This is a genomic window from Azospirillum tabaci (assembly GCF_014596085.1).
Lineage (GTDB): Bacteria > Pseudomonadota > Alphaproteobacteria > Azospirillales > Azospirillaceae > Azospirillum > Azospirillum tabaci.
In genome coordinates this window covers 23,468-36,226 of sequence record NZ_JACCJY010000048.1, presented here as the reverse complement: position 1 = coordinate 36,226, position 12,759 = coordinate 23,468, and the positions used below count along the sequence as shown (strand labels likewise).

The 12,759-nt window shown below is 68.0% G+C and carries 16 protein-coding genes; 7 read left to right on the top strand and 9 right to left on the bottom strand.

What is annotated here, in order from left to right:
• Positions 1 to 1,371: tetratricopeptide repeat protein (locus tag H0B54_RS28020; protein ID WP_188263065.1), on the bottom strand; the 1,371-nt coding region annotated here is incomplete at its 3' end.
• Positions 1,372 to 1,587: 216 nt separating this feature from the next.
• Between H0B54_RS28020 and H0B54_RS28015 the strand changes: the two genes are divergently transcribed.
• Positions 1,588 to 1,983: a hypothetical protein gene (locus H0B54_RS28015; RefSeq protein WP_094306671.1), complete on the top strand. Its 396-nt coding sequence runs from the start codon at positions 1,588 to 1,590 to the stop codon at positions 1,981 to 1,983.
• Here H0B54_RS28015 and H0B54_RS28010 read toward each other — a convergent pair.
• Genes H0B54_RS28010 through H0B54_RS28000 form a run of 3 tightly spaced genes read right to left on the bottom strand, consistent with a single transcriptional unit; the run spans position 1,967 to position 4,155 of the window.
• On the bottom strand, positions 1,967 to 2,566 hold the full coding sequence (locus H0B54_RS28010; RefSeq protein WP_188263064.1) for a GNAT family N-acetyltransferase: 600 nt from the start codon (positions 2,564 to 2,566) through the stop codon (positions 1,967 to 1,969). The genes H0B54_RS28015 and H0B54_RS28010 overlap by 17 nt on opposite strands.
• Positions 2,567 to 2,579: 13 nt before the next feature.
• Positions 2,580 to 3,038: a TIGR02444 family protein gene (locus H0B54_RS28005; RefSeq protein ID WP_188263063.1), complete on the bottom strand. Its 459-nt coding sequence runs from the start codon at positions 3,036 to 3,038 to the stop codon at positions 2,580 to 2,582.
• Between the two features lie 31 nt (positions 3,039 to 3,069).
• A complete protein-coding gene (locus H0B54_RS28000; protein WP_014239910.1) occupies positions 3,070 to 4,155 on the bottom strand; it encodes an ATP-dependent 6-phosphofructokinase in 1,086 nt (361 codons plus the stop codon).
• 217 nt (positions 4,156 to 4,372) lie between these two features.
• On the opposite strand from H0B54_RS28000, the gene H0B54_RS27995 reads away from it, so the two are divergent.
• From H0B54_RS27995 to H0B54_RS27980, 4 genes are all read left to right on the top strand, one after another.
• Entirely contained in the window at positions 4,373 to 4,558 is a 186-nt protein-coding gene (locus H0B54_RS27995; protein ID WP_425490102.1) for a YdcH family protein, read from the top strand.
• Between the two features lie 162 nt (positions 4,559 to 4,720).
• Positions 4,721 to 5,188 carry a 5-(carboxyamino)imidazole ribonucleotide mutase gene (gene purE / locus H0B54_RS27990; RefSeq protein ID WP_094306687.1) on the top strand — a complete coding sequence of 156 codons (468 nt, stop codon included), beginning with the start codon at positions 4,721 to 4,723 and terminating at the stop codon, positions 5,186 to 5,188.
• Positions 5,189 to 5,191: 3 nt separating this feature from the next.
• Positions 5,192 to 6,274 carry a 5-(carboxyamino)imidazole ribonucleotide synthase gene (locus H0B54_RS27985; RefSeq protein ID WP_188263062.1) on the top strand — a complete coding sequence of 361 codons (1,083 nt, stop codon included), beginning with the start codon at positions 5,192 to 5,194 and terminating at the stop codon, positions 6,272 to 6,274.
• A 277-nt stretch (positions 6,275 to 6,551) separates the two neighbouring features.
• Entirely contained in the window at positions 6,552 to 8,267 is a 1,716-nt protein-coding gene (locus H0B54_RS27980) for a sensor domain-containing phosphodiesterase (RefSeq protein ID WP_188263061.1), read from the top strand.
• 27 nt (positions 8,268 to 8,294) lie between these two features.
• On the opposite strand, the gene H0B54_RS27975 is transcribed toward H0B54_RS27980, so the two are convergent.
• The 4 genes from H0B54_RS27975 to fumC all read right to left on the bottom strand — a co-directional run bounded on the left by H0B54_RS27975 (position 8,295) and on the right by fumC (position 11,054).
• The gene (locus H0B54_RS27975; protein WP_188263060.1) at positions 8,295 to 8,471 is read right to left on the bottom strand and encodes a hypothetical protein; all 177 of its coding nucleotides are present in this window, start codon (positions 8,469 to 8,471) and stop codon (positions 8,295 to 8,297) included.
• Positions 8,472 to 8,614: 143 nt separating this feature from the next.
• Positions 8,615 to 9,328 (bottom strand): DUF599 family protein, encoded by a 714-nt coding sequence (locus tag H0B54_RS27970; protein ID WP_188263059.1) that lies wholly within the window; start codon positions 9,326 to 9,328, stop codon positions 8,615 to 8,617.
• Positions 9,329 to 9,430: 102 nt separating this feature from the next.
• Positions 9,431 to 9,634: a ribbon-helix-helix domain-containing protein gene (locus H0B54_RS27965; protein ID WP_014239903.1), complete on the bottom strand. Its 204-nt coding sequence runs from the start codon at positions 9,632 to 9,634 to the stop codon at positions 9,431 to 9,433.
• A 19-nt stretch (positions 9,635 to 9,653) separates the two neighbouring features.
• Complete coding sequence (gene fumC, locus H0B54_RS27960; RefSeq protein ID WP_188263058.1) at positions 9,654 to 11,054, bottom strand: class II fumarate hydratase; 1,401 nt, start codon at positions 11,052 to 11,054, stop codon at positions 9,654 to 9,656.
• A 212-nt stretch (positions 11,055 to 11,266) separates the two neighbouring features.
• On the opposite strand from fumC, the gene H0B54_RS27955 reads away from it, so the two are divergent.
• Positions 11,267 to 11,521 (top strand): hypothetical protein, encoded by a 255-nt coding sequence (locus H0B54_RS27955; RefSeq protein WP_094306678.1) that lies wholly within the window; start codon positions 11,267 to 11,269, stop codon positions 11,519 to 11,521.
• Positions 11,522 to 11,866: 345 nt separating this feature from the next.
• A complete protein-coding gene (locus tag H0B54_RS27950) occupies positions 11,867 to 12,082 on the top strand; it encodes a hypothetical protein (RefSeq protein ID WP_038528762.1) in 216 nt (71 codons plus the stop codon).
• Positions 12,083 to 12,187: 105 nt separating this feature from the next.
• Here the strand turns inward: H0B54_RS27950 and H0B54_RS27945 are convergent, their stop codons facing one another.
• Positions 12,188 to 12,748: a GNAT family N-acetyltransferase gene (locus H0B54_RS27945; protein ID WP_281390132.1), complete on the bottom strand. Its 561-nt coding sequence runs from the start codon at positions 12,746 to 12,748 to the stop codon at positions 12,188 to 12,190.
• Between the last annotated feature and the right edge of the window lie 11 nt (positions 12,749 to 12,759).

Below are 12,759 nucleotides of genomic sequence, written 5' to 3'. Positions count from 1 at the left end.
CCGCGGCGAGCGCAGCGCGTCGCCGGGAAAGCGCGGGTTGCCCGCCCAGACCAGCCCGACCCGCAGCCCCGACCCGTCCGCCAGCCGCCCGCTCCAGGAGGCGGCGCGTTGCGGATCAGGTTGCAGATAGGGCACGGCGGTGGGCACCTCGTCCAGCCTGGTGCCGAAGGCGCGGGGCAGGCTCATCAGCGGGCATTCCAGATCGAAATCCGGCAGCGGATCGCCGCGGGCGACCAGCCGCTCCACTCCCGGCAGATCCGACAGCGCGCTGATCAAGGGTCGCTGCACCTCCAGGATCACCCGCGCGCCACGCTCCGCCACCAGCGGGACGTACCGGGCGAACTGAAGGGTGTCCCCCAACCCCTGCTCGGCGTAGAGCAGGATGGTGCGCCCGGCGATGTCGCCGCCGATCCACGTGGGCTGGGCGAAACGGCGCCAGGGCGGTTCCGCCCGTGAGTCGTGGCGGCGCCAGTCGAACTCCGGCCAGCCGCCGTCGTAATCCCCGGTCAGCAGCCGGGCGAATCCGCGGTTCCAGCGCATCCCGGCGTCGCCGGGTCGCGCCTCCAGCACCCGATCGAAGTCGGCCAGAGCCTCCACCGGCCGGGCCATGGCGAGCAGCGCACCGCCGCGCGCCGACCATAGGGACGGTCCGGAAAAGCCGCGCCCCTCCGCCATGGCGAAGGCTTCCAGCGCCTCGTCGAAGCGGCCCTGCCCGGCGAGCAGCGATCCAAGATTCCCCCAAGCCGCGCCATAGCCGGGGGCGAGGTCCAGCGCCGCACGGTAGGCGGCCTCCGCCGCGTCCCAACGCTTCTGCGCGGCGCAGGAGGAGCCGAGCATCATTTGAGCCGCCGGCGATCCCGGCGCCAGCGCGGCGGCGCGGCCGGCCAGCCGCTCCGCCTCACCCGCGCGTCGTTCGGCCAAAGCCGTTTCGGCAAGGTTCACCAAGGCGTCGGCCGAGGCCGGGAGCAGCGCCAGCGCCCTCTGCGCCGAACGGGCGGCCTCCGGCACCCGGTTCAGGTCGCGCAGAGCGCCGGCCCGACTGGCGTGGGCGTCGGCCAACAGCGGATCAAGCCGCAGAGCGCGGGCATAACCGGCCTCCGCCCCCGCCGCGTCGCCCATGGTCTGAAGCGCGCCGGCCAGGTTCGATTGCCCGCTTGCCGAATCGGGGCGCAGCGCCAGCGCCCGGCGCAACAGGCGCACCCCGTCCGCCGGACGCCCCGTCTGCGCGTGAAGCACGCCCAGAAACTGGGCGGCGTCGGGCTGTTCGGGATCGGCCTCCAAAATCCGTCCGTAGAGCGTGGCCGCTTCGGCCAGACGGCCCGACTGGTGGTGGTCGATGGCGGCCAGAAGCGCCTCGATGATTGTCGCCATGGGAAGTGACCAAGGGTGTGAGGGGTACTGGAAGCCGATGGATCGTGCGGGCCCGCTGCCGGATTTGTCACAAGTCCTGCCAATCCCGCAACCCACCCACGAGGAGCCCCGCGTTGCATTTCACTTTTGCAAAATTTATGCTGCACTCCATGCCCCGGAGCATACCGGAGTATTCAGCGCGAGGGCCGCGTCCCGCCTATGAAAAGCACTTTGCCGATGAGAAGCACGTTGAACGTCTGCGCGCTCGCCCTTACCTGCGCCCTCGTCCCAGCGGTCCTGACCGTTGGACCCGCCGGGGCCAGCGACAAGCCCGCCGGTGGCGGCGGGTGCCCGTGGGCGCAGGATGTCAAGCTGGACCTCAACGGCAAGACCCTCACGCTGAACCAGGACGCCTTCTCCGCGAAGGGGGAGCCGCTGGACCTTGAGGGCTATCAGATCTTCCCGCTGCTCGACCAGTTGAAACTGCGCATCCTCGGGCCGCGCGGGCAGGAGTGGGAAGCGGGGCTGACCCGCCTGTCCGGCGGCAAGCGCTGCCAAGCCTTCTATGTCGGCAAGCCCTTCCAGGTGTCCGACGAGACGGGCGACCACAACAGCCTCATCCTGGTCCGCTGACACCAGCGCCCGTCGCCGCGTTTGGCCCGGCCCGCCAGCGGTCGCGCCGGATCCGGTAGAGGACGTGCCGCTTCAGGCGGTGACCGTCGGGAACGCGGGGGTGGTCGAAATCGCCCGCCGCGTCGCGCTCCATCCCCAGCCGTTCCATGACCCGCTGCGACCGCCGGTTCGCCGGCACAGTGAAGGCCACGATTTCGTCCAGGCCGACCGTGCCGAATCCGTGGGTCAGCGCCAACCCGGCGGCCTCCGTCGCCAGCCCCTGCCCCCAATGGGCGGGGTCGAGCCGCCAGCCCACCTCGACGGCGGGGGCGAAGGGCGCGTCCCAGGTCACGCGGGCCAACCCGACGAAGCCGATGAAGGGGCTGTGCCCGGGCCGCTCCACCGCCCAAAAGCCGAAGCCGTGCCGGTCGAAATGCTCGCCGATGCGCTGGATCGCCGCGTCGCTGGCCGCCCGGTCGGGAAGCGGCAGCAAATGCTCCATCAGCGCGGGATCTTGCGACAGCGTGTAGAAAGCGTCGCCGTCCCCGTCGCGCCAGGGGCGCAGAATCAGCCGGGGCGAGGTGAGGATGGCCGGAGTCGTCATCGCACCGCGTCCGTCAGGGCTCGGGCGGCGTCGCGAGGGCGGCCAGCAGCGCCATCAGCGCCGGGTCCCCTTCCGGCACCAGCCGGAAGAGGTTGGCCGCGGCCAGGGTGACGCCGCCGCCCGGCGCGGGGGTGAGCCCGGACAGGGCGAAGAGACGGTCCTGCTGGACCCGCTCCGCCTCCAGCTCCGCGGCCTTCAGGCACCGGTAGAGGGCGTCGTCCTCGCCCTTCGCCCGGCGGCGGACGGCGCGCAGCGGACGGACCACCTCGTCGCGCCAGGAAGCGACCGCGGAATCGATCCGCGCCAGTTCCACAGCCGGCAGCTCTGCGTTGCAGGCCATGCCCGCCCAGGCGGCGAACAGGAGGACGTTCACATCCTGGCCGAGCCGGTCCTGAAGGTCGAGGCAAGCGGCGGGCACGCCGGGCCGCCCGTAGACGGCGAGCGAGAAGTCCCAGAACGGGTTTTCCGACATCGCCGTGCCTGCCTCCCTTCTGGCCCCCCGCTCAGTCGCCCAGGCTGATGCCCAGGCCGCGGGCGGTCTTGACCATGGCGCCGTCCAGTTCCACGCAGGCGTATTTGGCGATGGCCTCGGTGATCGGCACGTCGATGACGCCACGGTCCGACCAGGCGACCATGCGGTCGAACTTGCCCTCGGCGATCAGGTCCACGGCGTGCACGCCGAAGGCCGAGGCGACCAGACGGTCGCGCGGGCTGGGCATGCTGCCGCGCTGGACGTGGCCCAGGACGGTGACGCGGGTCTCCGCCCCGGTCGCCTCGGCGATCTTCTCGCCGATGTAGTCGCCGATTCCGCCGTAGCGCTTCTGGCCGCCCTGGAAAAGCTTCTGCACGCCCGTGCCGTCCACGGTCTTCACCGCCTCCGACACCACGACCAGGGCGAAGTTGCGGCCCGTCGAGCGCACCTGCTTGATCTTCTGGGCGATCTTCTCGATGGAATAGGCGATCTCGGGGATCAGCACCACGTCGGCGCCGCCGGCGATGCCCGCGGCCAGAGCGATGTGGCCGGCATCGCGGCCCATCACCTCCAGCACCATGACGCGGGCGTGGCTGGCCGCGGTCGGCTGGAGCCGGTCGAGCGCCTCGACCGCCACGCCGACGGCGGTGTCGTAGCCGACCGAGACCTCGGTCAGGCCGAGATCGTTGTCGATGGTCTTGGGGATGCCGACCATCTGGAAGCCGCCCTTGTCGGCCAGCTTCTTCAGGATGGCGAAACTGCCGTCGCCGCCGATGCCGATCAGCGCGTCCAGCCCCAGCTCGCGGTAGCCGCCGATGATCTCGTCCGACCGGTCCTTCTGCGTGCCGTCGGCCATCGGGTAGGCGAAGGGGTCGCCGCGGTTGGTCGTGCCGAGGATCGTGCCGCCCATGCGCATCATGTTGCCGTCGACCTGCGGCAGGTCGAGCACCTGGTACTGCACCGGCCGCTGCAGCAACCCCTGGGTGCCTTCCTTGATGCCCAGGACCTGCCAGCCGTAGGTCAGGACGGCCCGGTGGACCACCGCGCGGATGACCGCGTTCAGCCCGGCGCAGTCGCCGCCGCTGGTGAGAATGCCGATGCGCTTGCCTGCTGTCATGGATGACTGTCCCGTGTCGTCTGGAACCGCTGCGAAAGGTAGTCATACCAGAACGTTGCTTCACCGCAATGGTTCTGGTCCTCCGAGGATATTACATTCCGGCAACCGGATTATAACCCTGCGAAGAATGCGTGGTTTCGCACTGCCGTTGCGCCGGAAATCTGGTATAGTCCCCGCCGCTCAGCCAGCGGGCCTCGCGCGTATGAACGAACAAGAGATGCTGAAGGAAAAACTGGCCACGCTTCGCAGCGAGCATCGCGACCTCGACGACGTGATCGCCCGACTGCACGAACGTGCGCCGTTCGACCAGCTTCAGATGCAACGTCTGAAGAAGCGCAAACTCGCGCTCAAGGACCAGATCACGGTTCTGGAAAGCCGCATGCTGCCCGACATCATCGCCTGATACCGCTTTTCGGCGGAGAACGCGGCCAGGCGCATCGCGTCGCGCTGGACTTCGCGCGCGCGCTTTCTATAATGCGCCGCTTTCCGGACCTAGAGGAAAGCGCGCGCCGTGTCCGCATCCATCGCCGCCACCACCGACCGCAAGCCGCTGGTCGGCATCATCATGGGCAGCCAGTCGGACTGGACCACCATGAAGCACGCCGCTGAGACGCTGACGGCGCTCGGCGTCCCGCACGAGGTCCGGATCGTCTCCGCCCACCGCACCCCGCAGCGCCTCGTCGAGTACGCCACCACCGCCCGCGACCGCGGCCTGAAGGTGGTCATCGCCGGAGCCGGCGGCGCCGCCCACCTGCCGGGCATGGCCGCCTCGATGACCCCCCTGCCCGTCTTCGGCGTCCCGGTGGAAAGCCACGCGCTGAAGGGCATGGACAGCCTGCTGTCGATCGTCCAGATGCCCGGCGGCGTTCCGGTGGGCACGTTGGCCATCGGCAAGGCCGGCGCCATCAACGCAGCGTTGCTCGCCGGTTCGGTCATCGCCCTGATGGACCCGCAGGTGGCCGAGGCGTTGGACTCCTGGCGCGCCCGCCAGACCGCCGCCGTCGCCGAAGCCCCCGTCGACGAGCCCGCCTGAGCCATGGCCCACCGCATCCTTCCGCCCGGCTCGACCATCGGCATGCTGGGCGACGGCCAGCTCGGCCGCATGACCGCGCTCGCCGCCGCCCGCCTGGGCTACAAGACGCACGTCTACGCGCCGGGATCGGAGGGCAGCCCCGGCGCCCAGGTCGCGGCGGCCGTCACCTCCGCCGGCTGGGACGACCTCGACGCGCTGGAGTCCTTCGCCCGCTCCGTCGACGTGGTGACGCTGGAATGGGAGAACGTTCCGGTCGCCGTGGTCGAGCATCTGGGCCGCTTCACCCCCGTCCATCCCGGCGGCAAGGTCCTGTCGGTCGCCCAGGACCGGGTTGAGGAAAAGTCCTTCGTCAACGCGCTGGGCATCGGCACCGCCCCCTGGCGCGCCGCCCGCAGCGCCGACGAGGTGGCGAAGGCGGTGGCGGAGATCGGCCCGCGCTGCATCCTGAAATCCACCCGCCTGGGCTATGACGGCAAGGGGCAGGCGCGGATCGAGCCGGGCACCGACCCGGCGAAGGCCTGGGCGGCCATCGGCTCCGACGCCGGCATCGTGGAGGGCTTCGTCTCCTTCACCTGCGAGGTTTCGGTGATCGTCGCCCGCGGGCTGGACGGCAGCATGGCCGCCTACCCCGCCGTGGAGAACCGCCACAAGGACGGCATCCTCGACAAGACCATCGCCCCGGCCCGCGTTCCGGCGGAGACGGCGGCGGAGGCCGAGCGGGTCGCCCGCCGCATCGCCGAGGCGCTGGACCTCGTCGGTGTGCTGGCGGTGGAGATGTTCGTGACGCCGGACGGCGGTGTGCTGGTCAACGAGATGGCCCCGCGCCCGCACAATTCCGGCCATTGGACCATGGACGCCTGCCATTCCTGCCAGTTCGAGCAGCTCGTCCGCGCCGTCTGCGGCCTGCCGCTCGGCTCGGTGGAGCGGGTGGCCGACGCCGAGATGGAGAATTTGATCGGGGCGGACGTGGACCGCTGGCCGGAGTTGATGGCCGAGCCCGGCGCCCGCCTGCACCTCTACGGCAAGGCCGAATCCCGTCCGGGCCGCAAGATGGGCCATGTGACGCGGCTCTTTGCGCGCTCCTGACCGCTCGGGTCGGTTCTTCCATCCCGTTCGACCGTCGCGGCGGGCCGTTTCCTGATCCGAAACGGCCCGCCTTTGTTTTTTCTCGCGTCGGGTGCGATAATCGGGCGCGGCCAAAATCACATTTCTCGTTAAATCATTGAAAATTATAGGTTTCGGAGTTTTGCTCGGAATTGCAGGGTGAATCTTGCCGCTTTTTTCGCGCCGGGAACACCGCTAGTCTCCACTCAATGAATGAAAGCAATTCGATAAACTTTTTCTCAATTTCGGGCTATTGCCGATGCAGCTTGCGCATGACTCGATCAGACGCCCGGTGCCGCAGACCAACGCACAGGTCCGACGCCCGTCGCACCGCGAGCGTGACCGCTTCGTCGGCTTTGCCTTCGCCGCCGCGGATCTGCTGATCGAAACGGATGCGCGGGGAAACATCCTGTTTTGCGCGGGCGCGCGCTGTCGCCTGACCGAAGGTGACGTGGCGGGTCTGGTCGGCACCAGCCTGCTCGACGTCGTGGCGCCGAACGACCGCAAATACGTCAACGTCCTGTTCAAGCGCATCCAGGACAAGGGCCGCATCAAGCCGGCGCGCGTCGTGTTCCAGGGCTGCGACGGCAACCGCTTTCCGGCGCTGCTCGGCGGCTGCCGGCTCGACTCCTGCCCCGGGTCGCTGTTCCTCACCGTCCTGCTGGCCTCCGGCCCGCGCAACACGAACGAGGCTTTGGCCGCGGCGGGCCAGCTTCTGGACGGCAACGCCTTCAGCCACATCCTGGAGGACCGCATCATCAAGGCGCGGGAGAAGGGGCTCGACAACGCCCTGACCCTGCTGCTGATCGATGGCCTGCAGTCGATGGTGGACGCTCTGCCCGAAGGGGCGGCGAGCGAGGTGATGCAGGGGATCGAAGCCTATCTGCGGGCGATCTCCGCCAACGGCGACAGCGCCGGACAGCTGGCCACCGACCGCTACGGCGTCGTCCACGCCTCCGACATCGACGGGCAGGAGGTCCAGGCCCACATCACCCAGATCATCCAATGCGCCGGCGGCGAGTTGCCCGGCGGCATCCGCACCTGGTCGCTGGACGTGTCGGACGAGCGGCTGGACCCCGCCGACGCGGCGCGCGCGCTGGTCTACACGGTGCAAGCCTTCGCCTCCGCCCAGGGCGGCGAGTTCACCATCTCCAGCCTGGAGGACGGCGCCAAGCGCATGCTGTCCGACGCGGTGGACCGCATCGGCCGGCTGCGCGCGACCATCGAGAAGCGCGACTTCTTCGTGGTCTACCAGCCCATCGTCGACATCGGGACACGGACGGTCCATCATCTCGAAGCGCTGACGCGGGTGGAGGGCACGCTGTCCCCGGCGGACTTCATCACCTTCGCCGAGGATGTCGGGCTGATCTACGACTTCGACCTGCTGCTGACGCAGTCGGTGCTGGACACCATGAACGCCCACCGTAAGGAACCGACCCTGCCGGACGTGGCGATCAACCTGTCCGCCAAGACGTTGATGAGCCCGATCTTCCTGCGCCAGTTCCTGGCGGTGACCGAGCCCTATGGCGAGTTGGCCCGCAAGCTGCTGATCGAGGTGACGGAGACCGTCGTGGTCACCGACATCGCCAAGCTGAACGAGGTCCTGCAGAAGCTGCGCGCCGCCGGGTTCCGCATCTGCCTGGACGATGTCGGGGCCGGATCGACCTCCTTCCAGTCGCTCTACGGCATCCAGGCGGACTTCGCGAAGATCGATGGGCATTTCGTCCGAGGCGCCGTGCACAGCGGGCGTGACATGGCGATGCTGCGCTCCATCGTGGACGTGTGCGGCCAGCTTGGTCTCGGGCTGATCGGAGAGCAGGTGGAAGGGCCGGAGCACGCGCAGCTCCTGACGGAGCTGGGGGTGCCGCTGGCGCAAGGCTACCTCTACAGCCGCCCGTCCCGTGACTTCGCCTATTTCGCGAAGGATTGGGCGAAGATGGCCGGCACGGGCGGCAAGGTCCTCAGGAAGGGATGACGTCGGAACCGGCTGGCCCCGTTTGGCTCAGGCCAGTTCGTGCGCCGCATCGATGCAGTGGCGCGCCTGAGCGAGAAGCTCGCGGTTGCGCTCCATGAACTCCTTGGCGGCGCCGCAGGCCCCCGGATGCAGCCGGACTTCCGCCAGAAGCCGCTCCGCCTCGTCCAGCGAGTTCAAGACCGATACCGCCGTGTCGATGTCCATGGCCAACCCCCTTGAGCATGGCGTGCTGCATTGCACGCGTCCATCAGGCGGCTATGACAAAAGCATTGATTTGCGCTGCAGCGTATTGGCCATAACGTCGCAGATTTAGAACATTTTAACATATTTCTCGCCAAAAACGTGCGTCACGGCTGATTGCGCCTCTCCAGCGCATCCACCTGCACGCGGATGACCTTCTCCGTCTCGGAGAAGCCCTGCCGGCGGGTCAGGACGACGATGACCGCCGCGGTGGACACCATGAAGAACCAGGGGCCGAGCATCCAGGCCAGCGCCGCCATGGCGAAGTAATAGGCGCGCATGCCCCCGTTCAGCGCCTTGACGGCCAGCGTCATGGCGGCGGCGATGCTGTCCGCCATCGCCGTCTTCTCCTCCGCCGGCACCGGGGGCAGCGGGGCGGAGCCGATCAGGGCGCAGCAGTAATTGTACTGGCGCAACGCCCAGGTGAACTTGAAGAAGCCGAAGGTGAAGATCGCCACGAGCAGCAGCATCTTCAGCTCGAAGAACTCGCGCGTGGTCTGCACCGTGAAGGACAGCGTGCCGACCAGCTTGTGGGCGTTCTCCACCGCGCCGAAGGCGCCGACCAGACCGGCCAGAACCAGCATGTTCGTGCTGGCGAAGAAAGTGCAGCTCTGCATCGTGTGGCCGACGAGCTGCGAATCCATGATGCGGTTGTCGCGCTCCAGCATCCGCTCCATCCAATGACGGCGCGCCTTCTTCAGATGCTGGTTGACGACCATGCGCCCGCCCAGCATGTGGTCCTGGATCAGCGTGAAACCCGCCCAGCAGGCCAGGAACCACAGGAAGGCGACGATATCGAGGACGGTGATGTCGGGCGTCACGGGCGGACACTCTGGCGCGAGGGGAAGGGGTCGGTCCGGCGCAAGGGTGTAGCCGTCCCCCCGCCGCCTGTCCAGGGGCGCCCCGGCGGGAGCGGGATGCCCCTACCCCCGCCCCTGCACCGCGTTCAGCACATGGACCCGGATCGCGCTCGACAGGTTGCCGCTGCGGGTCGAATCGATCTCCTCGATCAGCGCGTTGACCGACATCCCCCGCGCCTGCGCGAGGCCCTTCAGCGCCTCCCAGAATTCCTCTTCCAGGGAGACGCTGGTCGGGTGCCCGGCGATGAGGACGGAGCGCTTCTTCATGGGCGATGCGCAGCCCCGGTCACCGGGGCTTCACCATGGTTTCCGGCTTCACCCACTGATCGAACTGCTCTTCGGTCAGCAGACCCAGCGCCACGCCGGCCTGTTTCAGGGTCGTTCCCTCCTTGTGGGCCTTCTTGGCGATCTTCGCCGCGTTGTCGTAGCCGATGTGCGGGTTCAGCGCGGTGACCAGCATCAGGCTCTCGTTCAGCAGCTGGCCGATGCGCTCGCGGTTGGCCTCGATGCCGACCACGGCGTTGTCGGTGAAGCTGTTGCAGGCGTCGGCCAGCAGCCGGATCGACTGGAGGACGTTGTAGGCGATCACCGGCTTGAAGACGTTCAGCTCGAAATGGCCTGTGGCGCCGGCGATGCTGACGGTGGTCTGGTTGCCCATCACCTGGGCGCAGACCATGGTCATCGCCTCCGACTGGGTGGGGTTCACTTTACCGGGCATGATGGAGGAGCCGGGCTCGTTCTCCGGCAGAGCGATCTCCCCGATGCCGCAGCGCGGGCCGGAGCCGAGCAGGCGGATGTCATTGGCGATCTTCATCAGCGACACCGCCAGCGTGTTCAGGCTGCCGTGCGCGTCCACCAGCGCGTCGTGGGTGGCCAGCGCCTCGAACTTGTTCTCGGCGGTGACGAAGGGCAGCCCGGTGATCGACGCCACCTCCGCCGCGAAGGCCTCGGCGAAGCCGGTCTTGGCGTTCAGCCCGGTGCCGACCGCCGTGCCGCCCTGGGCCAGCCGGTAGAGCTGCGGCAGCGAGGCTTTCACCCGCTCGATCCCGTAGGCGATCTGGGTGGCGTAGCCGGAGAACTCCTGCCCCAGGGTCAGCGGCGTGGCGTCCTGGAGGTGGGTGCGCCCGATCTTCACGATGTCGGCGAATTCCGCCGCCTTCGCCGCCAGCGCCGCGTGCAGGTGCTCCAACGCCGGCAGAAGCTCATGGTGGATCTGCTCGGCCGCGGCGATGTGCATGGCGGTGGGGAAGCTGTCGTTGGACGACTGCCCCATGTTAACGTGGTCGTTGGGGTGGACGGGCTTCTTCGACCCCATCTCGCCGCCCAGCGCCTCGATGGCGCGGTTGGAGATGACCTCGTTCGCGTTCATGTTCGTCTGGGTGCCGGAGCCGGTCTGCCAGACCACCAGCGGGAAATGATCGGCGAGCGTGCCGTCGATCACCTCCTCCGCCGCCTCGACGATGGCGCGGCCCAGCCGGGGGTCCAGCACCTCCAGCGCCATGTTGGCGAGCGCCGACGCCTTTTTCTGGATGCCCAGGGCGCGCACCAGCGCCGGCGGCATGCGCTCCCCGCCGATGCGGAAGTTGCGCAGCGAGCGCTGCGTCTGGGCACCCCAGTAACGGTCGGCGGCAACCTCGATCGGTCCGAAGCTGTCGGTCTCGGTGCGCATCCCGGTCTTGCCGGTCATGGTCAGGTCCTCGTCGGTTCGAACATCGTTCCGGTCAGCGAATTTTTTCCCGAATCGCCCGCCGGGCAAGGGGAATCCGCGCGGAATGCCGTTTGGGCAAGGGTACGGCCGAATTTGTTCTTGTTGCGTTCCGCTTCCTGCGTTACCGTTTCTGCGTGACCAGCCCTGCTGCCCCCCTTCTGCTGACCCCCTCCAGCGCCTGGGAGATTCGAATGAGCGATTTCGCCATGGACCACGTCCGCGCCTTTATTGCCAAGACCCGCGTCGCCGAGATGACGGCGAAGGGTTGGCGCGTGGTCGGCCCCGGCGAGGAAGGCTCCCTGTTGATGGAAGGGCCGCAGCTTGGCGGTGCGCCTGTGCCCCTGTCGGCCTTGGTCAACGACCTGTTCGACGATCTGGTCGCCCAGGCGCTGGAGCGCGCCGACCGCATGGACCGCGCCGCGGGCCGGTTGCCGCGCGCCGCGTGAGGAGCTACGCCCGGCGCGCCGGGCCATGCAAAGGATGTACTCCACCCGGCGGGGCGCCCTGTTAACGCCCCGCCGCTGCGGCTTAAGGCTTCGCCCCCTCCCGCCTATGCCGGTCCGATCGGTACGACCTTCGCCAGAAGTCTTTGAAATATCTCAAAGCCCCAGACAGGCGCCTCTTCATTTAAAGAAAAGTATTAATCCTTACGGGTAGAAATCCCTATATTTGTCGGTTGCGGGATTACCCCTCAAGACACCAGCCCGACAGAACCCCCGTTAGTAAGTCGTTAACCGGGACATGGCCAAATAGAGACATCACGAACACACAAGACAAAACGGAGTTTTAAAATGCTGATCGCCACCACCACCGAACAGATTACCTCGTCCTCTCGCGTTCACATCGCCCTGGTCGATGAGTTCATCCAGCTGGCGCAGAACCGGATCGACGGCCAGAACGACCCCTTCGTCCGCGAAAGCCTCGCCGACCTGCTGTCCACCCTGCGCGAGGAGCGGTCCGGCTACCTGGACCTGCTGAACGCCGCGATGCTGGCCAAGGCCGCCTGAGGGTCCCGGACGACCCGGGCATAAGTACAGCGTGGTGGCGATGAGGTCGGGGCCATCAACAAGCCCCGACCGTCAGCCCACCGAAGCTCAGATGCCTCCGCTACATCAACCCTCATCCGCCTGAGCGGCCAGTGTCGCGATCGCATCGCCGGTGAGACGGTAGGGAAGCCACTCCTCCATCTGTTTGAAGCCGATGCGCAGATAGAAATCGCGCGCCGGGTTCCAGTGCAGCACATTCAGGTCGACACGGCGGCAGCCCCGCTCGTCCGCCAGTTTCGCCACCGTCGCCAGCAGCCTGCGGCCCACGCCATAGCGCCGCGCTTCCGGGGTGACGTAGAGATCCTCCACGAACAGACCGGCCCGCCCTTCCCAGGTGGAATAGTTGCGGAAGCACAGCGCGAAGCCGACGGGCTCCCCGTCCAGTTCGGCGATCAGCGCCTCGAACACCGGACGCTCGCCCCAGCCGTCGCGCCGGAAATCCTCCTCGCTCGCCTTCACGGCATGGGGTTCGTTTTCGAACTCGGCGAGTTCCCGGACGAAACGGAGGATGGTCGGGCAATCGGCCTCGACGGCCGGACGGACGGTCACGGTGGGCATGAGAACTCCAAATCTCGACATGGCGCGACGATAGCCGCGCCGGCCGCAGGACAACAACCGCTTTGCCATCCACCGCGGGC